24 protein-coding genes are annotated in these 23326 nt (G+C 63.2%); 20 read left to right on the plus strand and 4 right to left on the minus strand.

What is annotated here, in order from left to right; genetic code table 11:
- Positions 1 to 21: 21 nt before the first annotated feature.
- The 5 genes from HLH21_RS09070 (at position 22) to HLH21_RS09090 (ending at position 4406) form a co-directional block, all read left to right on the plus strand.
- Positions 22 to 378 (plus strand): hypothetical protein, encoded by a 357-nt coding sequence (locus HLH21_RS09070; RefSeq protein ID WP_182943433.1) that lies wholly within the window; start codon positions 22 to 24, stop codon positions 376 to 378.
- A gap of 333 nt (positions 379 to 711) precedes the next feature.
- Positions 712 to 1230 carry a flagellar basal body-associated FliL family protein gene (locus tag HLH21_RS09075; protein WP_182943434.1) on the plus strand — a complete coding sequence of 173 codons (519 nt, stop codon included), beginning with the start codon at positions 712 to 714 and terminating at the stop codon, positions 1228 to 1230.
- A 60-nt stretch (positions 1231 to 1290) separates the two neighbouring features.
- Entirely contained in the window at positions 1291 to 2433 is a 1143-nt protein-coding gene (gene fliM, locus HLH21_RS09080) for a flagellar motor switch protein FliM (protein ID WP_182943435.1), read from the plus strand.
- A gap of 57 nt (positions 2434 to 2490) precedes the next feature.
- Entirely contained in the window at positions 2491 to 3168 is a 678-nt protein-coding gene (locus HLH21_RS09085) for a DUF6468 domain-containing protein (protein WP_182943436.1), read from the plus strand.
- A gap of 260 nt (positions 3169 to 3428) precedes the next feature.
- Positions 3429 to 4406: a flagellin gene (locus tag HLH21_RS09090; RefSeq protein ID WP_182943437.1), complete on the plus strand. Its 978-nt coding sequence runs from the start codon at positions 3429 to 3431 to the stop codon at positions 4404 to 4406.
- Positions 4407 to 4975: 569 nt separating this feature from the next.
- Here HLH21_RS09090 and flgC read toward each other — a convergent pair.
- Positions 4976 to 5383, minus strand: coding sequence for a flagellar basal body rod protein FlgC (flgC, locus tag HLH21_RS09095; protein WP_182943438.1), 408 nt, complete (start codon positions 5381 to 5383; stop codon positions 4976 to 4978).
- Between the two features lie 15 nt (positions 5384 to 5398).
- Complete coding sequence (locus HLH21_RS09100; RefSeq protein WP_182943439.1) at positions 5399 to 5815, minus strand: flagellar basal body rod protein FlgB; 417 nt, start codon at positions 5813 to 5815, stop codon at positions 5399 to 5401.
- A 356-nt stretch (positions 5816 to 6171) separates the two neighbouring features.
- Here HLH21_RS09100 and HLH21_RS09105 point away from each other — a divergent pair, with 356 nt between their 5' ends.
- Positions 6172 to 7698, plus strand: coding sequence for a tetratricopeptide repeat protein (locus HLH21_RS09105; protein WP_246379449.1), 1527 nt, complete (start codon positions 6172 to 6174; stop codon positions 7696 to 7698).
- A 42-nt stretch (positions 7699 to 7740) separates the two neighbouring features.
- Here HLH21_RS09105 and HLH21_RS09110 read toward each other — a convergent pair whose 3' ends face one another.
- The gene (locus HLH21_RS09110) at positions 7741 to 8604 is read right to left on the minus strand and encodes a lysozyme family protein (protein ID WP_182943441.1); all 864 of its coding nucleotides are present in this window, start codon (positions 8602 to 8604) and stop codon (positions 7741 to 7743) included.
- 563 nt (positions 8605 to 9167) lie between these two features.
- Between HLH21_RS09110 and HLH21_RS09115 the strand changes: the two genes are divergently transcribed.
- The 3 genes from HLH21_RS09115 to HLH21_RS09125 are packed head-to-tail and all read left to right on the plus strand — an operon-like array spanning position 9168 to position 11004.
- Positions 9168 to 10226 (plus strand): flagellar basal body P-ring protein FlgI, encoded by a 1059-nt coding sequence (locus tag HLH21_RS09115; RefSeq protein ID WP_246379481.1) that lies wholly within the window; start codon positions 9168 to 9170, stop codon positions 10224 to 10226.
- A gap of 8 nt (positions 10227 to 10234) precedes the next feature.
- Positions 10235 to 10561, plus strand: coding sequence for a rod-binding protein (locus tag HLH21_RS09120; RefSeq protein WP_182943442.1), 327 nt, complete (start codon positions 10235 to 10237; stop codon positions 10559 to 10561).
- Positions 10558 to 11004 (plus strand): hypothetical protein, encoded by a 447-nt coding sequence (locus tag HLH21_RS09125; RefSeq protein WP_182943443.1) that lies wholly within the window; start codon positions 10558 to 10560, stop codon positions 11002 to 11004. Before HLH21_RS09120 ends, HLH21_RS09125 begins: the two co-directional genes overlap by 4 nt.
- A 25-nt stretch (positions 11005 to 11029) precedes the next feature.
- On the opposite strand, the gene HLH21_RS09130 is transcribed toward HLH21_RS09125, so the two are convergent.
- Complete coding sequence (locus HLH21_RS09130) at positions 11030 to 11713, minus strand: response regulator transcription factor (protein ID WP_264811528.1); 684 nt, start codon at positions 11711 to 11713, stop codon at positions 11030 to 11032.
- Between the two features lie 585 nt (positions 11714 to 12298).
- Here HLH21_RS09130 and flhA point away from each other — a divergent pair.
- From flhA to HLH21_RS09185, 11 genes are all read left to right on the plus strand, one after another.
- A complete protein-coding gene (gene flhA / locus HLH21_RS09135; RefSeq protein ID WP_182943465.1) occupies positions 12299 to 14347 on the plus strand; it encodes a flagellar biosynthesis protein FlhA in 2049 nt (682 codons plus the stop codon).
- Between the two features lie 534 nt (positions 14348 to 14881).
- On the plus strand, positions 14882 to 16378 hold the full coding sequence (locus tag HLH21_RS09140) for a methyl-accepting chemotaxis protein (RefSeq protein ID WP_182943445.1): 1497 nt from the start codon (positions 14882 to 14884) through the stop codon (positions 16376 to 16378).
- Entirely contained in the window at positions 16378 to 16722 is a 345-nt protein-coding gene (locus HLH21_RS09145; protein ID WP_246379451.1) for an STAS domain-containing protein, read from the plus strand. The genes HLH21_RS09140 and HLH21_RS09145 overlap by 1 nt, the downstream gene beginning before the upstream one ends.
- Before the next feature lie 2 nt (positions 16723 to 16724).
- Positions 16725 to 17108: a response regulator gene (locus tag HLH21_RS09150; protein WP_182943447.1), complete on the plus strand. Its 384-nt coding sequence runs from the start codon at positions 16725 to 16727 to the stop codon at positions 17106 to 17108.
- 19 nt (positions 17109 to 17127) lie between these two features.
- On the plus strand, positions 17128 to 19392 hold the full coding sequence (locus tag HLH21_RS09155; RefSeq protein WP_182943448.1) for a chemotaxis protein CheA: 2265 nt from the start codon (positions 17128 to 17130) through the stop codon (positions 19390 to 19392).
- A gap of 44 nt (positions 19393 to 19436) precedes the next feature.
- The gene (locus HLH21_RS09160) at positions 19437 to 19898 is read left to right on the plus strand and encodes a chemotaxis protein CheW (RefSeq protein WP_182943449.1); all 462 of its coding nucleotides are present in this window, start codon (positions 19437 to 19439) and stop codon (positions 19896 to 19898) included.
- Between the two features lie 5 nt (positions 19899 to 19903).
- On the plus strand, positions 19904 to 20737 hold the full coding sequence (locus tag HLH21_RS09165) for a CheR family methyltransferase (protein WP_246379453.1): 834 nt from the start codon (positions 19904 to 19906) through the stop codon (positions 20735 to 20737).
- Positions 20738 to 20740: 3 nt separating this feature from the next.
- The gene (locus HLH21_RS09170) at positions 20741 to 21778 is read left to right on the plus strand and encodes a protein-glutamate methylesterase/protein-glutamine glutaminase (RefSeq protein WP_182943451.1); all 1038 of its coding nucleotides are present in this window, start codon (positions 20741 to 20743) and stop codon (positions 21776 to 21778) included.
- A gap of 85 nt (positions 21779 to 21863) precedes the next feature.
- Complete coding sequence (locus tag HLH21_RS09175; protein ID WP_182943452.1) at positions 21864 to 22253, plus strand: response regulator; 390 nt, start codon at positions 21864 to 21866, stop codon at positions 22251 to 22253.
- Positions 22250 to 22810: a chemotaxis protein CheD gene (locus tag HLH21_RS17225; protein ID WP_343065124.1), complete on the plus strand. Its 561-nt coding sequence runs from the start codon at positions 22250 to 22252 to the stop codon at positions 22808 to 22810. The genes HLH21_RS09175 and HLH21_RS17225 overlap by 4 nt, the downstream gene beginning before the upstream one ends.
- Positions 22811 to 22838: 28 nt before the next feature.
- The gene (locus HLH21_RS09185; RefSeq protein WP_182943453.1) at positions 22839 to 23219 is read left to right on the plus strand and encodes a hypothetical protein; all 381 of its coding nucleotides are present in this window, start codon (positions 22839 to 22841) and stop codon (positions 23217 to 23219) included.
- Positions 23220 to 23326 lie beyond the last annotated feature (107 nt).

The following is a 23326-nucleotide window of genomic DNA, read 5'->3' on the forward strand; positions in this document are numbered from 1 at the left end:
CAGCCGTATCTGGACAAGGGAATGACGCTGTCGGAAGCAGGCTTCATCGCCCATCCGGCCGACACGACGGCGCGCTACGCCATGATGAACACGCTTCCGCCGGGGCAGTTGACGTACCGCCCCTCTCCGGCAGGGCCTGTCTATCTCTATGCCGATCCGATCGGCTGTGGCTGCGTCTATATGGGGTCGGCAGCAGCCTATGGATCATTCTCGGCCTGGCAGCGCACAAGCAAGGCATCAACGCCTTTGCGGACGGATGTCCGGGCGATGGCGGCGGAGAACAGGCGTGACACCGCAGCATGGGACTGGAGCGCCTGGTCACCAAACGCCGACCCTGGCGGAGACCAGCCCCGCCACGTGAGCGGCGGCTACTGGTGAGTGCGGCCTACGACGCGGGTGATGGGATCGCTTCGTAATTCTGCATTTATTACTTTCTATTTATGGAAATTTCCAGGTATTGCGGCATATATCCGGGGTCGGCGCTCTGCCGGCCAAGGATGCGTTGCGGACAGTATCTGGAAACCGTTTCAAGAGGGGATCGCCGGCGCTCCGGCGCCCGTTTCCTGCGCTCCGGCGCACGAAAACACACCGGCCTTTCCCGCCATCCGCCTCGCCGGATTTCGTGGAGCGTCTCCCTGCCTTGAGTAAGGCTGGCCCGGTGGCTAAACTGCCAACGAATATTTTATCGAACCATTCCGGAGCCATCCAGACATGAGCGAGACTGTAACCGGCGGCGCCCGCACCTCGCTGCTCGGGGGGGGCGGGAAGGAAACGGAAGCATCTCCCAAGGCCGATGGCAAGAAGCTGAAGTGGAAGCCGATCGTCGCCGGCCTTGCGGCCCTCATCCTCATCGGAGGGGGGGCTACGGTCGTGGAAAAGACAAAACTGTTCCGGGGGGCCGGCGAAAGAACCCAGGCCGCTCTGCATCCGCCCATTGTGCTTGGGATCCCGACCATCGTCTCCAACCTCGACAGCGGGGATGGGCGTCCGGTCTATGTGAAGCTGACCGCCAAGGTCGAGATACAGGGGGCGAACGACGAAGCGTCCCTGCAGAACACGGTTCCTGAAATTCAGGACATCTTCCAGACGTACCTGCATGAGACACGCCCGCAGGACATCCGCGGCGACGGCATATACCGGCTGCGCGAAGCCATAACACATCGCCTGAGAATCACTCTGTTACCCCTGCAGGTGACGAACGTGTATTTTGTCGAATTTCTCGTCCAGTAGACCGCAGGCTTCTGGAATACCGAAAAAGGCAGTCAGTTGGGAACCGGGGCGGCAGACGACATGCAGGATGAAAACGACACGACGGAAGGCGCCGGGCACCACGAGGCAGTCGCCGAAGCACACCCCGAGGCGCAGCAAGAGGCCCCGGACGCGATGGGAAACGACGTGCTGGGCGGCCACGTGCTGGACCAGTCCGAGATCGACAGTCTTCTTGGGCACAGTTTCGCCGGTTTTCCCGCCCGGGAAGAAAGCGGCATGGAACGGGTCATCAAGGCCGGTTTCGTCGCGTACGAGCGCCTGCCCATGCTCGAGATCGTGTTCGACCGCCTTGTCAGGATCCTGTCGTCCACGCTCCGCAGTTTCACGAACGACAATGTCGAAATCACGATCGAGAGCATCCGGTCGATGCGTTTCGGCGACTACATGAACGCCATACCGTCATCATCCCTGTTCGCGGTCTTCAAGGCCGTGCAATGGGAAAATTACGGTCTCGTCGTGGTCGACTCCTCCCTGTCCTATTCGGTCATCGACACGCTGATGGGCGGCCTGCGTGGATCCGGCCACGCAGGCGTGGCGGGACGCCCGCACACCGCCATCGAGAGGTCGTTGATCGAGAAGCTCGTCACACTGACGCTCAATGATCTTTCGATCGCCTTCAGCCCCGTTTCCGCCATTACCCTTGCGTTCGAGAGGCTGGAGATCAGCGCGCGCTTCGCCGCGATCGCACGCGCGTCGAATGCGGTGGTCACGGCCAAGCTCCATATCGACATGGAGGACCGAAACGGAAATCTGGACCTGGTCATTCCCTATGCGACGCTCGAGCCTGTCCGCGACCAGCTGTCCCAGCAATTCATGGGCGAAAGGTTCGGCCGCGATTCAATATGGGAGGATCACCTGGTTTCCGAGATTCTGGAAACCGACGTGCAGGTTTCCGCGGTGTTCGAGGAGAAGACCGTTGCCCTGTCCGAACTTCTGGGCCTTCAGCCCGGCATGCGGATTACCTTCCCCCACCAGCGTGGCACACCGATTCATGTCCGGCTCCAGAGCGGCCAGACCCCGTTGTTCGAGGGACGACTCGGCAAGCTGCATGGCAAGGCGGCCGTGAAGATCGAGCGGCGACTCATTCCGTCCGACAGCCAGCACCACAACGACGCGCACGTTCCCACACCCCCGTCGTCGGGTGGGCACGAGAGCAAGGCCTGATCGTTCCCTCATCAACCGCAGCCTCGCAACCGGGCCGGACTGGAGACCATTGAGCAGATGCTGACACAGATCCAGATGATCATTGAGGTCATGCTGTCGTTCTTCCTGCTTTTGGGAATAATCTACAGCTTCTACCTCGGCCGGGTCCTGTCGAACCTGAAGCGGGACCGTTCGAGCCTTCTCGCTTTCGTCGAAAAGCTGGAAAACAGCGTGCAGAGGGCCGAGGAATCGGTCGAGAAGCTCCGCATCGCCGGCGAGGTCAGCGGACGCCCGCTGAGCAGGATGATCGAGGAGGCCAAGATGGCGATGACGGAACTCGACGGCCTGGCGGGCAAGGCCGATGCCTCGGCCGATCGTCTCCAGGCGCTGGTCACCCAGGTCATCACCCAGGAGAGCCAGCTTAAAAATCTGATTGAACAAGCCGAGAGCGTCAGGGAACCGGCTCGCCCTCCGGAGCCACCGTCCTCCCCGTCACACGTGAAAGCCGAGCCCGCCGACACGACCCCACGCGCACCAGACCCATCCGATTCCGTCACCGGTTCTCAGGTCGACACGCATAGTGTGGCGATCGGCACGGAAAAAGGGGGGGCTGGCGCGTCCGTACACCGGCTGAAGCCGGATACCCCCGTCAGGAAGGCGGCAGTCGCGGACAACGTCACTGTTTCCGCACCCACCTCCATTACCCGTGCCCGGTCATACAAGAAGGCGCTCAAAAAAAAGCTCTTTGCGGACTGACCCGGATTTGCGGCGGCCTGGCGCCGATCCGCGGGATCATGATCTCCGGAATTGCAGATGGCAGTAGAACCACTTGGTCCGGACGCTCGCGGTGCGCGGGCGGAAAGAGCGCATCGAGCGCCGGCACGGCGCCTTCCGGCATTTTTCCTCGATAAAAATCCAGAAAAAGCCCCTCACCTTACCTTCTCTTAGCCATTTACCGCTCTACTGAGTCTTGCACTGGCTTACCCGCTAGTCTGACTCGATATGGAGCAAACACCGTGTCTCTTTCCGTTAATACCAATCTCTCGGCGATGGTCGCCCTCGAGACCCTGAACGCGACTCAGACCCAGCTGAGCCAGACGGAAAACGCCGTCTCCACCGGCAAGAAGGTCTCGACCGCCGCCGACAACGCCGCTGCTTTCGGCATCTCGCAGCAGATGCAGGGCAACGTCTCCGGCCAGAGCGCCGTGAATGATGGCCTGTCCTTCGCGGCCCAGATCGTCAGCAACACGACCTCTGCCGCCAACAGCATCATCACTGTCCTCCAAGAGGTCCAGAAGGCCGTTACCTCGCTGGGGAGCAACTACGGCAACGCGACGTCCCTCAACCAGGTCGGCCAGCAGATCACGGGCTATCTCCAGCAGATCGACACCATCGCCCAGACCGCGACGACCAATGGCGTGAACCTGCTCTCCGGCAGCACGACCGACGGCCTGGGGATCACCACGAACAGCCTGCAATATGTGACGGGCCTGCAGGGCAGCACGGCGACCATCACGGGCTTCAACAGCTCCATTGTCAGCAACGCGAACACCTTGAACGGCACGGCTGGCCCCACGGCCAGCATCGGCACGAGCCTGACCGACGCGCTGGGGCTGACATCGGCTGGCGGCACGGCTGGCGCCTCTCCGACCTCGAACGTATTCGTGACCTCGAGCGGCACCCTGAGCGGCGCCTTCAGCGGCGCGGGCACTGGCGCGATCAGCGCGATGATCGCCCAGGTGCAGCACGCCATCACCGCGATGGCGAACGTCACGTCGAGCCTCGGCGCCAACAGCAACGTCATCTCCAGCATGATGTCCTATGGTCAGAACGTCTCCGACAACCTGACCGCCGGCATCGGCGCGCTGACGGACGCCGACATGTCGGCCGAGAGCGCGCAGTTGACCTCGCTGCAGACCAAGCAGTCTCTGGCGATCAAGTCGCTGACGATCGCGAACGGTCAGTCCCAGAACATCCTCTCGCTGTTCCAGTAATCTTCCCCCCGCGAGAGGGATACGTGCCGATCGTCAGGTGATCGTGCCGCGTATTTTTCATGGTTGTCGGAAGGCGGAGCGCAGCGAAGCCGGAAGACAGCCATGGATCGTTCCTGGTTTCCAGGGCCGGGTCTTGTATCGAGGGTGGACGCATTGTCGTCATGGCGCCCGCCTTCGATCAGGACCGGGCCTCGGCCAGACTATAGAATAGTTCGCCATCGAACCGTTCATCGTGCGGCGCGCCATTTGCAATGCGCGATGGATCCATTCCCCGAGGCTGATGTCATGCCAGCCGGCGAAAGCAATGCCATTGCGGGTTGGCCAGGTCGGATTCCGCCCGGACCCGGCAAGGACCTCGGCCCTTGCATCCCATTCCATTTATAAAATCTTGGGTTCCAGAAGGCTGGACACTTTGATGGGTCAGAAGGTCGGGCTTTGCCCGAACCCACAAGGGCCTGAGGCCCTGGACCCCGATCATGGAGAAGGCGAAATCAGTCTCTTTATACGCGCAGACCAATCCAAAAAGGACGAACCACGGCCTTCGACGAAAGGGAGAGACTCTTCCCCGTCTACTTCATCAGATTGATGGTACGCGTCAGCATGGAACGGGTGATCTGCATGGTGTTGAGATTGGCCTCGTATGAGTGCTGGGCCTCATGCGTGTCCATGATCTCGACCATCGAGTTCACGTTCGGCATCTTGACGTAGCCTCGGGCGTCCGCGGCCGGATGTGACGGGTCGTACCGCGTTTCGAACGGCGTCTGGTCCTGCCCGATCTCTTTGATCTTCACCCCGGAAACCCCGGATTCCTGATCCAGGGCCTCCTTGAACGTGATCGTTTTCCGCCGATACGGATTGGCGCCGGGGGTGGTGCCCGTGGTGTCCTTGTTGGCAAGGTTCTCCGCCGCGACCCGCAGCCGTTCCGCCTGCGCGCGCATGCCGTCGGCGGAAACCTCCATGGTGCTCGAGAAATCCATATCTCACTCCCGCCGCTAAGGGGTCGTTCCGAGGACTGTCGTGAACATCGACACGTAATGGCTGTAGACGGTCGTCGCGAAACGCTGCTGGTCGTTGGTGTCCGCGACCTTCTCAAGCTGGTCTTCAAGCGAGACTTCGTTTCCGTCGGGTGACTGGGCGCCGCCGACCCGGTCCGCCCGCGCGCTTCCTCCCTGCCCGGACATGTGGCCCGGTTCGGTCTGTGCAAGCGTCATGGTCATCTGTGTCTGCAGGACGCCCTGGAATGGCGAAACATCCTTCGGTACATAACCGGGCGTATTCGCATTGGCGACATTGCCGGCGAGCATGGACTCACGGGACTCGAGCCATTTCAACCGACGATCGGCCAGCCCAAGCAGATCCGTCCCGCCTTGCGCTGATGCTGCCTGCGAGGATGACAATGCTTCGAGCATACGACGTCAGTGTCCTTCCGCTTTTTTCCGCGCCTGTTCCACGGCCCAGGTGCGACATGGTGGCGCGGCCGCACCGAATGGCGTTCGATTGACCTGATAACCATAGTTGCCTCAACGGTGCAATGCTGTTTCGGCATTCCGGCCGTCCGCCCTGACATGGGCCGACATGGCGCGCGCGATGGATGGACGCGTCGACGGCAACCGATTAGCCTTGGATCATCTCATGCACTTCGAAACCGCGGGCACCGATCTGTAGCGGACGCCGCCTGCCGGCAGGCGGCACGACACAAACCACTGGAATAAAGATGCAAGAAGCAGAAACGGCGTCACCAGGCGAGAATGAAGCAACGCAGCCCATGAACGTCGCGCTTTGGAAAGACGCCCTGTTGCAGTCTCCGACCCCGGACAATCTTTCCCGGCTCTTCAAGGCCCTCTTTTCGTCAGAACAGGGCCTTGAGGCCGTCCGTCTGGCCCTTGAGGTCGTCTCCAGCCATCCGGACGATATGGCCCTGACCATAACGGCGGCGGACCTGATCTCGAAACACACGGCCCGGCACGACATCGTGGCGACGCTTCTGCGGAGTGTGCTGCTTCGTTCGCCGGACGTCGTTTCGGTGCAGGCCTTCCTTGCCGATTCCCTTGTCGCAAGCGGCGATATCGCCGGGGGACTCACGCTCTTCTCCGAGATGATGGCCCGGTATCCCAGGGAACGCGCCAGCCTGTGCGAGCACATCTCGCTGTCGCTTCTCGAGGCGGGATATGCTTACGAGGCGTCGCAGATTCTTTTCCTCTGGCTCAAGGACGGAGAAACAACCGCCGCGCTGCTGAACAACATGGGGTGCGCGCTTGAGCGTCTCGGCCGCTCCACCGAGGCGATCCCCTGGTACGAAAAGGCGCTGACGGTAGCGCCGGAAGATCCGACCATCAGATTCGGTTACGCGATGACGCTGCTCAAGGCGGGGAATTTGCGGGAAGGTTTCGCGCGCTACGTCGAACGGGCCCCTTTGACCGATGGCCAGACAGGGTGGTTCATGTCATTGCCGCGCCTGCGCCATGGCGACGACGTGGCCGGAAAGAAAGTCATCCTCTATCAGGAGCAGGGGCTGGGAGACACGATCCAGTTCATCCGTTCGGTCCCCTACCTGCAGGCGCAGGGAGCGGAGGTGACGATCGCCGTCCCGTGGGGACTGGTGCGCCTTCTGGCACAGTCTTTTCCAGACGTATCCGTCAGGTCGATCGTGGAATTCGGCCAGGAAGACGGCTACAGCTACGCAGCTCCCATTCCGGACCTGCCCTTCATCGCCGGCGTGATGTCCGAAAGCGATATCCCCGCGCCCATTCCCTATCTCCGGGCCGATGCGGACGACGTCGCGCGATTTGCCGCCATGCTGCCGGCCCGCCGGCCCCGGATCGGCCTGGTGTGGGCCGGAGACCGGCGCGTGAAGTCCGAGCATGTCGCCGCCGACAAACGCCGGTCCACGACGCTGGCCGAGATGGGCGCGGCCCTGTGCCCTGTCGACGCCACGCTGGTGAACCTCCAGTTCGGCCTTCCGCGCGCAGAGATCGAGGCCTGGCAGGGCCAGTCCCTGTTCGACCCGATGGGCGATGTCCGGGACATGGCGGACACCGCCGCGCTCATGGAAAGCCTCGACCTGCTGATCTCGGTCGATACCTCGCCGGTTCACCTCGCCGGCGCGATCGGCCTTCCGGTGTGGCTGGTCAACCGGTGGGACGCCTGCTGGCGGTGGGGAGACGAAGGCGACAACTCGCCATGGTATCCGCGCACGCGCGTGTTCCGCGCGCGCGAGAAGAGCTTCGCCCCCGTCCTGCGGGAGGTCGGTGAAGCCTTGCACACATGGGTGGAAGCCTGGAAGGCAGGCTGATCGGGCCTGCCCCTCATCCGCAAGAAGGCCTGGGGCTTTCCGTCAGTACATCGGCTGCTGTGACCCGGCCTGCGCCACAGGCGCCGCGCGGTACGATGCCAGCGTTCGTCCCCGCATGCCGCTCGCTACGACCTTGCGCGTGGGGGCCTGGGAAAAATGCCGGTCGCCTTCGAAGGGATGGAATGCCCGTGCCGGCCCCGCGGCCGGCTTTCCGTCCGCCCCCGGCGCCGCCGCGATCATGACGGGCGCGTGCCGTGCCGTAAGGGGGGCGACCGGGTGCGGGAAAATTTGCGTCACGGCGGAAGGCGCCGCCTGCCCGCCCCCGTGCGGGACCGGCCGCGCGTCCCGTCCATCCTGCGGAACGGCCCATTCTTCCAGAACCTTCCACTGATAAGACGGGCCAAGGCCGGGCGTCTGCGAGTGATAGGCCGCCGCCGCCCGTGGCCAACTCCCTGTCCTGTCGTGCATCTGAAGCAGGAAAGTTCCCGCGTACAGCGCATTGCGGACAGGATCGAAAGCCTGCTCCAGGGACGAAAAGGCATCCGGATGCTGCTGAAGATTGACCTGCAGGCAGCCGACGTCGATCGACGTGATCCCCTGTTGGCGAAACATCCGCACGGCGGCCATGGCTTCGTTACGGGTCGCATAGTGAAATCCCGCGCCGGCGGCATTGACCGTCCATGGCCATGCCGAAATGACGCCGTCCGGCTCCAGCTTCCCGCTTTCCACCCGGCTCATGGCGGAGAGGAACCCGTCGGGGATGCGTAGCGCCCGTTCAGCCTGCGCCGTCGCCGCCAGGCACAGCGCGGCCTCTTGCGACCGGGCGACCGACATGGGCACATGATGGAACAGAATGGCGGCCACAAGCACCAGGCGGAGGACGTGGCGGGACGGGAAGACAGGCATGGCGGGTCAATCGGCCGAGAATGACCCGAGGCCCGCGGCGAAACCGGACGACCCGATTATCATGACGAGACTCGTTACGTCACGACCAGGGGTGGGACGGCGATTGAGATCGTGCATGGTCAGGTCATTATCCCGAAACTCTCCGTTCCGGCCGCGCCGCGCATCGCTTATAGAGAACGAAACGAAATGAACACCGGCATATACTGTGTTCGGCCTCTTGCGTAAAGGCCGCCGGCGTGGCCTGAACGCCCTCCCTGTGCCCCGGTTACCCAACAGTACAACTGCCGGCATGACAGTCATGGGGCATTGAATGTCATGCCCGGCGGGCGTATTCTGCAGCGGCGCTGTGGTCTGCCCTCTGGAAGCCATTGGCTAAAATGCAAAGGTGACCGGTTCTATGAGGAATCGCCTCAAGGCGACCATCGAATGTGACGACCATGCCCGCCTGTAGCCGTAACAAGGGGCGCACTTCGCCGCGCCGCAGGGGGGAAAAAAGGGCGGGCCTGTCACGGTGGGTCACCTCATTGCTCGCGGCGGCCCTGGTATGCGCCGGAATTTTCCCGATGCCGGCGGCCCATGGCGCATCGGTCAGAATCAAGGATATCGTCGATTACGAAGGCGTGCGTGAAAACCAGCTCGTCGGGTATGGCCTTGTCGTCGGCCTGCACAATACCGGCGACCGCCTGACCAACACGATCTTCACGCGCGAGACGCTGATCGGCATGCTGAACCGCCTTGGCGTGAACATCCGCGACCGCGAGATACAGCTTCAGACGCACGACGTGGCCGCCGTGATGGTCACCGCCACGCTGCCGCCCTTCTCGCACGGCGGCGGGCGCATCGATGTCACCGTGTCCGCCGTTGGCGACGCACGCGACCTCACGGGCGGGACCCTGCTTGTGACACCCCTGCAGGCCGCTGATGGCGAGGTCTATGCCGTTGCCCAGGGATCGCTGGTGACGAACGCCTTCACCGCCACCGGCGCGGCCGCCAGCGTCACGCGGAATATCCCCACCAGCGGGCATATCGCAAACGGTGGGGTGGTCGAGCGCGAGGTGCCGGTGGCGCTCGGGGCAGGCGGAATCATCCACCTCTCCCTGTTCAATCCCAATTTTACGACGGCGACACGAATTGCCAATGCCATCAACAGGCATCTCGGCAGCGGCATGGCGCGGGTTGAAGATCCGCGCACCGTTGCGGTCGATTTTTCGGGCCGGGATGTCGCGCAGACCCTCTATCGTATCGGCGATCTCACGATCGAACCCGACACGATGGCCAAGGTCATTGTCGATGAGGCCAGCGGCACGATCGTCATGGGCGACAACGTACGCATGACCACCGTGGCCATCGCCCAGGGGAACCTGACCATCCAGATCACGGAAACGCCGCAGGTCGTCCAGCCGGGACCGTTCTCGAACGGCACGACCGCCGTGGCGCCGCGAACGCAGATCAACGCAAACATGGATAGCGAGCATCGTCTTGGAATATTGCGCGAGGGTCCGACCCTTGCCAGTCTGGTCGCGGGCATGAACGCCCTGGGAATGGGGCCACGAGACATGATCGGCATCCTGCAGGCCATCAAGGCCGATGGCGCCCTGCAGGCCGATCTTGAGGTGAGATAGCAAGAGCCATGAGTGTAGGAAGCATCACACCCGCGCTGTCATCCATGGGCCAGCCCGCATCGTCCGCGCAGTCCGATGCGGGCGCCAGCATGGCGGAAAAGGCGCGCAAGGCGGCCGTCGAGTTCGAGGGGATGACCATCGGCGAACTTCTTCAGCCGATGTTCGACACTGTCGATACGTCGGACGGCATGTTCGGGGGCGGCGCGGCCGAGCAGCAGTTCCGTTCGCTTCAGGTGCTGGAGATGGGCAAGCAGATCGCCAACAAGGGCGGTATCGGTCTTGCCGACAGCGTTTATCGCCAGATGCTGGCCATGCAGGAGAAAGCCCAGTCATGACGCGCGCGCGGGATGGATCGAAAGCCCGGCTCCTGCGGTGCTTTCAGGATGTCTGCGCCGTCCTCGAACGGGAGAACGATCTCCTGACGGCCGGAAAAGCGAAGGACGTGGCGGCCATGCTTCCGGAGAAGCAGAGGGAGATGAAGGCGCTTGAGGAGGCCCTGGCCGCCCATGGCGGCGCCCCTGCCGGCGACGGATCATTACCATCCGCACAGCGGCAGGCCCCGATGCCCCCCGAACTGGAAGAGGCGGCAAGACTGTTCGGCGCCCTGGTGCGGGCCAACCGCAAACTCCTGAAAAACGCCATAGACGCCCAGAACGCCGTCATCCGGCTTATTGTGGTGGATGCCGCCCAGGATTCATGTAGCGGCTACGCTTCGTCAGGCCGCTATGCGGTGGACACCGTCTCGCAAGGGGCGCTGACATTACGCAGCGACGTCTGAACGGTCACCAACGCCGGGGACGAGGCTATACGATGTCCAGTGCGTCGGAAGGGGCCATGATGTTGATGCCCGGCGCCATCGGAATGCTGGATTCCCGCGACACCTGACTCACGATTCCGTCGATGCCGTTCATTCTGGCGCTCAGCGGGGCGAAGGCGTCCTCGTTGAGGCGGTAGCCGATTCCCCATAGTGTCGTAAACGGTTCGTCGATGCCCAGGCTACGCATCTTTTTCCGGACCTGGCAGATCATGACGTCGATGACCTTGCCGTGCGGTTCGCTCTGTCCGGCATAGAGATTGTCGAGGACCGCCTCCTTGCTCAGCACCTGGCTTTTTCGCAGCGCCAGCAGTTCGACCATGTCGTATTCCCGCCGGGTCAACGGAATCAGTTTGCCGTCGATATGGGCCTGCCGCCTGTCGACATACACCGTCAGTCGTCCGATATGAAGGCTGAGGCTGTCATGGCCGCTGGCCCGCCTGACGATGGCGCGCAGGCGAGCCAGCAGTTCCGTGGGGTCGACCGACGCCGGAACACAGTCGTCGGCGCCAACGGACAGAACCTCGGCAACCCCCGACGCGGTGATGTCCCGGGCGATAATCATGACGGGTGTCGGAAGGCGACTGTTGCGGATATGGCGCAACAGCCGCACATCCGGCGACATCTGCTGGACGACCGCGATGTCGTACTGCGCGCGACGCAATGTTTCCACAACCCCTTCGGGGCCTGACATCGTTATCGAAATGGCGCCCTCGATCGCGGCTTTCGACAAGCCGGCACACGGCCGTCCGTCGCCGGGGATCGAACTGTCACCAATGCACAATACCTGCATATTCACTTCCGTCATAAGTGCCGACAGCCATCCCGCGCGGGACATGCAGCGACCGCGCCGGGTTGTCTGATGGTATTCTGGTTGGATTAAGCGACCGCTGGCAAGGCTGCCTTTTCACAATGCGACGCTGTTTTGCGTCGGTCGCGGTTCATGACCGCTCTTTTCCGGCCTTGCTCAACACTCACGATAACGGTTACTTTCCCCTTCCGGAAACAGGGTCTCCATGGCCAGGCGACACAGGCCGGACAGGTCGGCCTCCATGACAGACTGCGCCGGAAACACCGCGTTGCAAAGATGCGCTAAAGGGAAATCCAGTCCTTGAGTACTGCCGATGGCACCTCGGTCAAGAAACCGGTCGGCGGTACGCTGTCTGACAGGACCGCCACGGCGCGGCAGAAGATTTCGTCCGCTTCGCGCAATCTGACACGTTCGGCCGAAAGCCTGCGGAACGGCGGATGGCGGAACATGCCGTGGCGATCCGTGGCCCCCGGGACAGACGTTGGCCTGGCGCTTGGCGTGGTCTTTCTGCTGTCCATCCTCATTCTTCCGCTGCCGACGCTGGTCCTCGACATGGGCCTGGCGCTGTCGCTCACGTCATCGGTGCTTGTGCTCATGGTGGCCCTGTTCCTTGAGGGGCCGCTTGATTTCACGTCGTTTCCCACCCTGCTGCTGCTGACGACGCTTCTGCGCCTGTCGCTTGAGATCGCGACGACGCGCCTGATCCTCAGCCACGGCAGCGAGGGCGCCTACGCCGCCGGCCATGTCGTGGCCGCCTTCGGCGGGTTCCTGATGGGCGGCGACGTCGTCATCGGCGGGATCGTGTTCTGCATCCTGCTGGTCGTCAACTTCATGGTCATCACGAAGGGGTCCGGACGCATCGCCGAAGTGGCTGCGCGGTTCTTCCTCGACGCCATGCCCGGCAAGCAGATGGCCATCGACGCCGACCTGTCGTCAGGGGCGATCAACGAACGTACGGCCCGCCAGAAACGCAAGGAACTGGAAGAGGAAAGCACGTTCTACGGCGCGATGGACGGCGCGGCCAAGTTCGTTCGCGGCGACGCGGTGGCCGGGATCATCATCACGGCGATCAACATCGTCGGCGGGTTGCTGATCGGCGTCCTCCGGCACGGCATGCCCCTGACCGAGGCCGTCAGCACCTTCACCATGCTGACGGTCGGCGACGGGCTGGTCTCGCAGATCCCCGCCCTTCTGGTGTCGACCGCCTCGGGCATCGTCGTCACCAAAGGCGGAACGGACGGGTCGGCGGACGTGGCGCTCGTCCGCCAGTTGGGCGGCAACGCGAAGCCGCTGGCCCTGGCCGCAGCACTTTCGGCCATCTTCGCCCTGATGCCCGGCCTGCCTGCCTTCCCGTTCCTCGCCATCGCCGTCGCGGCCGGCGCCGGGGCGTGGCTGCGCCACAAAACCCCCGTCGCGGACACGGACGGAGACATCACCGAGACATCGGCGCAGCCGGCCGTGGCGCCCATTTCCGAGATGCTGAAGCTGGATCTGCTGCGCCTGGAGCTCGGGTTCGGCCTGCTGCCCCTGACCAGCGGCGAAAATCCGCAGCTCACCGAGCAGATCAAGGCGCTGCGCCGGACGATCGCCTCCGAAATGGGGTTCGTCACCCCCCCCGTGAGGATACAGGACAACATCCAGCTTCCGTCGGACAGGTACGTCATCAAGCTCAAGGAGATCGAGATCGGCTCGGGCGACGTGAAGCCGGCGAAACTGATGGCCATGAGCCCGTCCGGCGGCGCGCCGGCCCTGCCGGGCGACAAGGCCACGGAGCCGGCGTTCGGCCTGCCCGCCGTATGGATCGACCCCTCGCTCAAGGCCAAGGCCGTTGCGATGCAATGCACCGTCGTGGACCCGGCCAGCGTCATCATCACCCACCTCAGCGAGACGGTCAGGCAGAACCTTCCGGACCTGCTGACCTACGTCGCCACCCAGTCCCTTCTGGATGACCTGCCGCGCGAACAGCAGAAGCTTGTCAATGACCTGATCCCGTCGCAGGTTCCGGTCAGCACGGTCCAGCGTGTCCTGCAATCGCTGCTGGCCGAACGTGTCTCGATCCGTGACCTTCCGACCATTCTCGAGAGCATTCAGGAAGGGTGCAGCCTCGGCCTGCGCGGCGTGCAGGCCCTGACCAGCCACGTGCGGATCCGCCTGTCCCGGCAGATATGCAACGCCCTGGTCGGCCAGGCCGGATACATCCCGATGATTACGCTGTCGCCGGAATGGGAGGCGGAGTTCATAGCGCATATGACCGGACCGGCCGACGACCGGCGCCTGGCCATGCCCCCTACGGTGCTGAATACATTCGTGGGTAAACTCCGCGAGATCTTCAACACGGTCTCCGGCGGCGGAGAGGTGCCCGTCATCGTCGTTTCGACGTCGGTGCGCGACCCCATGCGCTCCATCGTCGAGCGTGTGCGCCCAGCGGTTTCCGTTCTTTCGCAGTCCGAGATCTATCCGCGTTCCCGCATCAAGACGATCGCGACGATCACCTGAATGCGGGGCCGAAACCGATAGAAGGGCGATGGAATACGCAGATCAACCCTGTTCACGGAGCGGGACGCCGGGAGGCGGCTTGAAAAGGGGATGGGCCTGCGATCCGGCGCGCGTTTCCCGCGCCGAAAACGCGACACCCGGGCCGTCGGGGCCACAGAACATTCGACGGCGCAAATGATCCGGATCAAAGACAACCGCCCACTCAGCGAGAACAGTATCGCCGAGTCATATCGCCGGCAGTCTATTGCTGGGAATATGTATTCCTGACGATCAGGGGAATTCGGTCATGGGCCAGGCATTGACGCATGGCTATCCGTTCGGACATAGAGATGATTGCCCGGTTCATGACCTGATGGGACGCCTTGCAGCATCCGAATTACCCGCGATACGGCAAGCCGTTCTCTCTCTTCCGTGGACGACGGGAGGGGGCATGGACAAGGCCGTCGGTGCCGGACGTGCCACCCGAAGAGGGGACTGGTGTGCGGGTGGTTCCATGCGCGGCGTCCCGAAAAACATGAAGGAAGTTGCAGCGGCATGTTGAAGTGGCTGAACAAGGACGCTCCGCTCCGCGTCAAGATCCGGGTCGTGATGCTGTGTCTGGAAGCGTATCTGATGCTCCAGATCATTATCGAGGCGGTCGGATATTTCGTCGACGAGCCGGTCGAGCATATGTTCATCATGAACATGGGCGCCCTCGGGTTTGGCGAACTGGTCGTGTTCGCCATCTGGGGCCTGCTGACGCTGGTGGTGACGACGCCGCTTGAAACCCTTGTCGATATCGGCGAGCGACTGGGCCGCGGTGAAGTCCGGGGCGATGTTCCGTTCCTCGACAACAAGGACGGGACGGGACGCCTGGCCCGCGTGATGGTCGAGTTCACGCGTAGCGTGCGAGAGCAGGCCGAGGCCAAGACGCGCCAGGAGACGATGAGCGCCGAGATCCGGCAAGCCCTTGCAAACAGCCGGGAACGTGACAACCAGACGCATGAAGTCATCGACGCCCTTGGGTCGGCGCTGGCGGAAATGGCCAAGGGCGACCTGCGGATCAGGATCAAGGCGAGCATCTTCGACGGCGAGTTCGCGCCGCTGCGTGACGCGTTCAATCACTCGGCCTCGCGCCTGAGCGAGGCGCTTCGCGCCGTCGCCAGCAACTCCGACCTCATCGCCACCGGCGCCAGCGAGATTTCGACCGCATCCGACGATCTGGCGAAGCGGACCGAGAAGCAGGCGGCGAACCTGGGCCAGGCGGCGGCGGCCGTTCGCACCATCGCCGACGGCGTGCAGCGCACCGCCAAGACATGCACGGCGGCCAGCAGCGAAACAAAGGACGCCCTGGAAAAGGTCAAATCGGCCACCGATGTCATGGTCCTGACGACGGAAGCGATGGACGGGATCAAGAAATCGTCCGACGCCATTGGCGAGATCATTTCGGTCATCGACGGCATCGCCTTCCAGACCAATGTTCTGGCCCTGAACGCGGCTGTCGAGGCGGCACGCGCCGGCGACGCCGGGCGCGGCTTCGCGGTGGTGGCCCAGGAGGTGCGCTCCCTTGCCGAGCAGTCGGCCAAGTCGGCCAGCGAGATCAAGCGCCTGATTTCCGTTTCCGCCGACCAGGTCGGCAAGGGCGTCGATCTGGTGCAGCAGACCGGCACCTACCTGACCGAATTCGCGGGAAGCACGCAGAACATCTCGATCCGTGTCGAGGAAATTTCCGTCTCCGCGCAGGACCAGGCGCAACGCCTGTCCGAGATCACGGCATCCATCGGCGACATGGACCAGGTCACCCAGCAGAATGCCGCCATGGTCGAGCAGACGACGGCCGCCAGCCACAACCTGACCGCCGAGACCCAGACGCTGGCGCAGACCCTCAGCCGTTTCAAGATCAACAACGGGCGGGACGGCGCCGCGGTCAGCGAGGCCCTGTCCGCGTTCTCGTCCCCGCGACCGGTCGAGAAGACAAGCCGTGCGGCGGCCCCCATGCTGACCAGCGCGCTTCCGACCACATCGCCCGATCAGGGATGGGAGGAGTTTTGATGGCGTCCGGTTCTCCGCCGAGAGAGCATGGGACGTCGTCACTTTCCCAGGTGGATGCCCCCCCTTCCGATCCTGCGGTCTGCCTGACACTGCCCGAGCGCCTGGATACCGCCGCCGCCTCCGCTCTCAAGGAGACGATTGAAGAGGGGCGGAAACAGGCCGGCGCCGGCGAGGTCCGTCTCGATGCATCGGGCGTCACCTATGTCGGCGGCCTGTGCCTGCAGATTCTCATTGCAAGCGGCTGCCCTCTTGTCGCGCCGTCAGAGCAGGTCACGGAAGCATATGCCCTCTTCGGGGCCAGTGCATTTCTGTCCGAACCACCCATGCCTCCCAAGGAACAATGAATATGGTGGGAAAACAGGCCATACGTGTCCTGACCGTCGATGATTCCCGGACCATGCAGGGCATGCTGCGTAAGGCCCTGGAGGGTGGCGGATATGACGTCATCCAGGGCGAGGACGGAGTAGCGGGGCTGGAGGTGCTGCAGGCGGCAAACCCGCCGCCCAACGCGATCATCACCGATATCAACATGCCGCGGATGGATGGTTTCGGGCTGATCGAGGCCGTCCGCAAGATGGTTCAGTTCCGGCACATCCCGATCATCGTCCTGACGACGGAGAGCGGTCCCGAGAAGAAGGCTCGCGCCCGCGAGGCGGGGGCGACGGGATGGATCGTGAAGCCGTTCAGCACCGACAGTCTTGTTGCGGCGATCCGCCGGGTTACCGCCTGAACGGGGAGGAGCACTCAGAATGAGTGGTGACATGGGCGACATCCTCCTGGTCTTTTTCCAGGAGTGCGACGAGCAGCTTCAGGAACTCGAGCGCGGGCTGTCGGCGCTTTCGGACGGCGAGTCCGAGCAGGAAACCATCAACGCCGTCTTTCGCGCCGTGCATTCGATCAAGGGTGGCGCGGCGTCGTTCGGCCTCGAAAATCTCGTGCGCTTCGCGCATGTGTTCGAAAGCTCCCTCGACGGCGTGCGCTCCGGTCGCGTCGCGCCCACGCAGGACATCGTCAAGATTTTCCTCAAGGCGATGGATGTGCTCAGCGATCTGGTGGTCGAGGCGCGCGACGGCGGCCCGACGGTGGATCCGGGACGCGTCGCCGAGAGCCAGGCCGAACTTGAGTTCATTATCGGGAGCAACGGGGAGGCGCCGAAGACCGACGATATCGTCCCGTCGGATTTCGTTCCGGTCCCTATGGATTTCGTGCCCGTCCCCGTGGATTTCGAACCGGTGCCGGTCGATTTCGGGCTGGATTTCGGATTCGACGCGGCCCCCGGTCAGCCCCCTGCCCCGCTGATCGTCACCTTCTGCCCGCATGACGCCATGTACGCGCGCGGGGATGACGCCAGGAACATCCTGATCGGCCTCACGGACGCGGCGGTGGCCGTCGAGGGAGAGATCACGGTCACCTGTGACGTGTCGACGCTTCCGTCCTTCGCCGAACTGGAGCCCGACCGGTCCTACCTGTCGTGGCGCGTCGTTCTTCCCGCCGAAGTATCGGAGGACACCGTCCAGTCGGTGTTCGACTGGGGCGGCGACGTCTGCGACTTCACGATTTCCCGCGAAGGCGAGCCGGCGCCGGATGGCGGCGAGGCCGTGCCCGCGATGGAGGCGCAGCCGCCAGGCGAGGGGTCGCAGGCTGCCGCGCCGCCGGAACCGGCTCTGCCCGCCGTTCCGGAAACATCTTCATCTTCCGGCGTTGCGGCGGCGCAGGTCGTCCCCGCCGCCTCTCCGGCGGTTGCGCCCGCCCCTGCCGCGGGCGGCGCGAATGCGGCGCCTGTCCGGCGAACCGAGCAGGCCACGATCCGTGTCGATCTCCCCCGGATCGACAACCTGATGGACCTCGTCGGCGAGTTGGTCATCGCCCAGGCGGCGCTTGAATCCCAATGCCGCCGGGCCAATGCCTCGATGCCGCGAGAACTGGGGGAGAGCATCGCCAGCATGCAGTCCCTGACACGCGACATTCAGGATGCCGTCATGGCGGTCCGGGCGCAGCCGGTCCGCAGCGTGTTCCAGCGCATGCAGCGCGTGGTGCGCGAGGCCTGCTCGATGACGAAGAAGGACGTCGTCCTGACGCTTGAGGGCGAGGATACCGAAGTCGACCGGACGCTGGTCGAAAAGCTGTCCGACCCGCTGACCCATATGCTGCGTAATGCGATCGACCATGGCATCGAGAAAGTGGAAGATCGCCTTGCGGCCGGCAAATCCGCGGTCGGCCAGATCCTTCTTTCCGCAAGCCACCGGTCGGGGCACATCCTGATTACGATCAAGGACGACGGGGGCGGCATCAATCGCGAGCGTGTCCTTGCAACGGCCATCAAGCGCGGCATCGTCGCCCCGGACGCGGTCCTGACCGACGACGAGATCAACAACCTCATCTTCGCACCCGGCTTCTCGACAGCCGATACGGTGTCCAATCTCTCCGGGCGCGGCGTGGGGATGGATGTCGTCAAGCAGGCGATCCTCAGCCTCGGCGGCAGGGTCACGATCCAGAGCGTACCGGGCAGCGGAACCGTTTTCTGCCTCAGCCTGCCGCTGACGCTGGCCGTTCTCGACGGCATGCTGATCGTCGCCGGCGGGGCCACGATGGTCATTCCGGTTTCGTCCGTGGTCGAAACCATGATTATCAAGCCGCAGGATACGTATGTCCTGCCGGACGGAAAGAAAATGGTTTCAATCCGCGGCGACTGCATACCGATGGTTCCGCTCGGATCGCAACTGGGTTTGTCGGCCTACGTGTCCGACGAGCCACAAAATGGCGCCGTCATGCTGATTGTCGAGAACGAGTCAGGCGCACGGGTGGGCCTGGTGGTGGACGAAATCCGCGATCAGGCGCATGTCGTCATCAAGAGCATGGAGAAGAACTACCGGCGGATACCCGGCGTGTCGGCAGCGACCATTCTCGGTGACGGCAGTGTTTCCCTGATTCTCGATGCCCCCGCGCTGATCGCCTCGGCCGTCGGGCGCATCAACACCAAAGTATCAGACGCCCGCGCCGTGCTGGCGGCGTAACAGAGCAACATCAGAGCGATCAGCATTTGAGTGGGAAGCCGGACATGACGGAAGAAGAAAAGGCCGCGGAGTCCAAAGCGGTGAAGATGATCGTGTTTGCCGTAGGCGACCAGGAATATTGCATACCGATACTCAGCGTCCGCGAAATCCGGGGCTTTGAGAAAACGACCGTCCTGCCCTTCGCGCCCCCCTATGTGTGCGGCGCCATCAATCTGCGCGGCATCATTCTGACCCTGATCGATCTGGCGATCTATCTCAATGTGCCGCCGCAGGCCGACAACCCGCGCCGTGTGGTGGTGATTGTCGAATCGACACAGGGCGTCATGTGCGGGCTTCTGGTCGATCGTGTCATCGACATGGCCGACATCCAGGGTAGTGACATCCAGTCGGTATCCGACGATTGCAGCAGCCTCGGCGGACTTGTCATGATCGGCGACCGGATGATCGGCGTCCTTCAACTCGAATCCGTCGTCAACCAGCTTGTCGAGGGTGCCGTTGCTGAATGAATGACATGAGGTCGGCCGGTGAGCCCGACTATACGGACGCCGATTTTCAGCGCGTGCGACGTATAGCGCAGGACGAAGCCGGCATATATTTTCCGGACACGAAGCGCACGCTTGTGTATTCGCGGGTTTCCCGCAGAGTGCGCGAGGCTGGCCACGCGTCGTTCCACAGCTATCTGGATTTCGTGCAGACAGTCGGCGGCCGGGGCGAGATGGAAAGGCTCATCTGTGCCCTGACGACGAACGTGACGAATTTTTTCCGCGAAAAAACCCATTTCATGCATCTGGAAGAGATCGTCGTGCCGAAGCTGGCCGCGCAGGTTCGCGCCGGGGGGCGGGGAAGGCTGTGGTCGGCCGCCTGTTCGACGGGGCAGGAACCCTGGAGCATCGCCATGTCCGTCATGACGGCGTTTCCGGACGCGCCCGCGCATGACGTGCGTATTCTTGCGACGGATATCAACGCCGATGTTGTCGCGCATGCCGCGGCCGGCATCTATCCGACGGTGGAAGCCGAGGCCATTCCCGCCGAGAAGAAATCCCAGTTCATGGAGCCCCATGGCGACGGCGGGCTGCGCTTCACCGGGGGCATTCGAAACCTTCCCGCCTTCCGTGTTCTCAATCTCAACGCCAACTGGCCGATGAAGGGCACGTTTTCCGCCATCTTCTGCCGCAACGTCGTCATCTATTTCGACGAGGCCACGCGGGAACGCCTGTGGCACCGCCTTGCCGACCGGCTCGATCCTGGCGGTTTCCTTTGTGTCGGTCACTCCGAAAGGGTGGCGTCGAAAAGTCAGTGCGGGCTGGAGCAAATCGCTCCGACCATCTACAGGAAGGAATCCTGAACCATGGAGAAGCCGGTCAAGGTTCTCATCGTCGATGATTCCCGCACGATGCGGGCGCTTATCAGACGGTCTTTCGACCAGCAGCCCGAGATTGTCGTGTGTGGCGAGGCCGCCAACCCGATCGAGGCCCGCGACCTGATTATCAAGGACCAGCCGGACGTCATCACGCTGGATGTCGAGATGCCGGGGATGAATGGTCTTCAGTTTCTCGAGAAGATCATGCGGCTGCGCCCGATCCCGGTCGTTATGGTGTCCAGCCTCACGGCGCGGGGCGCCGACACGGCGATAACGGCGCTGCAGATGGGCGCGTTCGACTGTTTCCCGAAACCGGCCTCGGTCATGGGCGGGGACGCCTTTGCCGGGCTGGCAAGGCTGGTCATCCAGGCGGCGCACTCCCATCCCGACGCCAGGCCGCCGCGCCGAAGCCCCGAGCCGGCGTTCCACCGGCCGAAGACATGGGGGGAGTCGATCGGACTGGTGGCGATCGGGGCCTCGACAGGCGGGGTGGAGGCTCTTGGGGAAGTGCTCGCGGGATTTCCCGAGCAGAGCCCGCCCATAATCGTCTGCCAGCACATGCCCGCCCTTTTCACGGCGAGTTTCGCCAGCAGCCTGGATCGCAAGATCCCGGCCCTGTCCATAGGCGAGGCAAGGGATCGCGAGGTGCTGACCCCCGGCGTCGTCAGGATCGCGCCCGGCGGGGACAGGCACACGGTGGTGGAACGGTGTGAGGGGGGGTATGCGACACGACTGGTCAAATCCCCGCCCGTCAACGGCCATTGCCCATCCGTCGATACATTGTTCGATTCCGTCGCCAGACAGGCCGGCCAGAACGCGCTCGGCATCATTCTGACCGGCATGGGGCGGGATGGGGCGGAAGGGCTTCTGGCCATGCGCCATGCCGGCGCCCAGACGATCGCGCAGGACAAGGCCTCGGCCGTCGTCTATGGCATGCCGCGGGTCGCGGCCGAGATCGGCGCGGCCGCGCGGATTGTTCCTCTCGGCCAGATCAGCGCCGCAGCCATGACCAGTCAAATCTATTGATATGAGATATCGGCGGGAAACCGAAGACAGCGATTGACGCCGGCGACAATGACCGGAATGTGCAGGAAGAGAGAACGAGAAGACAATGCCAGCCGCTTCACAGATCAAGGCACTCATCGTCGACGACCAGTCTTCCATCCGCCAGGTCCTGGCCAACAGCCTGGCGCAACTTGGTTTCATGAGTATCGCACAGAGGAAGGACGGCAAGGAGGCGCTCGAATATCTTGAGCAGAATCCGACGCATCTGGTCATCTCGGACTTCAACATGCCGGTCATGGATGGGCTGGCATTGCTGCGCGCCGTGCGTGGCAACCCGGCGATCCAGAGAGTGGCATTCATCATCCTGACCAGCGAGGCCAGCAGGGATCTTGTTCAGGACGCCGTCAAGGCCGGCGTGAACAATTTCCTGGCCAAGCCATACACCGTGGCGAAACTGCGCGAGGTCCTGGAAAAGGTATTCGGACCCATAACGTGACGCACAAGTCCAAAGTTACGACGGTTGTGCAGGGCGATGTCGCGATCTCGGACGACCCTTCGGTCGTCCTTGGCACTGTCCTCGGATCCTGTATTTCGGTCTGCATATTCGATCCGATCGCCCATATCGGCGGCATGAACCATTTTCTGCTGCCTGGCAGCGGCGAAGGCCATGACGAAACGGCGATGCGGTTCGGCGTCCATTCGATGGAAATGCTGGTGAACGGGATCCTCAAGGCGGGCGGAAGCCGCCATCGTCTTCTGTGCAAGGCGTTCGGGGGCGCCGCCGTCGTGCCGACGCTCGGCCGCATCGGGCAGGAGAACATCTCTTTCATCCAGCATTATCTTTCGGACGAAGGCATAAACTGCATCTCGCAGAGCCTCGGCGGCACCCAGGCCCGGCGGGTTCGTTTCTGGCCGACCACGGGCCGGGCGCAGCAGAATCTGGTGCACGATGCCCAGAGCATCGGCCGTCAGGAGGTCGACTACAGCCGGCGCGAGGCGGAAGCCGAGCAAAAATGGGCAAGGGAATGCGGCTCCGATATCGAACTGTTCTGACCGGCACGGCATCGAGAGGGAGACCACGATGGAAACGCATTCCGCAGGCGCGCGGGACACACCCAGCCCGGAGATGACGATGCAGGAGGTCCTCGGGCGGGTCGCATCGCTTCTGGAACTGGCCTGTGGAGACCTCCTCGATGCTCAGCGCGCGGTAGACGAATGCTTGCAGACTCATGCACTTGGCGACAAGGGGGCACGCGATCTGCAGAAGCTGGACCTGGCGACACAGACGGTCGACGCCGTCGCGACGGTTCTGCGGAACCTGATGTCCTGTTCCGAGGTCGCAACCCCCGTGCAGGGCATCGGCCTGTATGATGGGGTGAAGCTTGACGAGGTCGTGCGGGTGTTGCGGGGCGACAACGCCCTGGGCACGACGCAGCGTTCCGGCGAAGTCGATCTGTTCTGAGAGTATCCGTTGTGATCAAGCGGCTTTTGGCGTCCAGAGGCGGTTGTCCCGCAACAGCGCGTTGGCGAGAACGATGAGTTTTCGCATGATGGCGGTAATGGCGACTT

It is taken from the genome of Gluconacetobacter johannae (genome assembly GCF_014174305.1).
GTDB lineage: Bacteria > Pseudomonadota > Alphaproteobacteria > Acetobacterales > Acetobacteraceae > Gluconacetobacter > Gluconacetobacter johannae.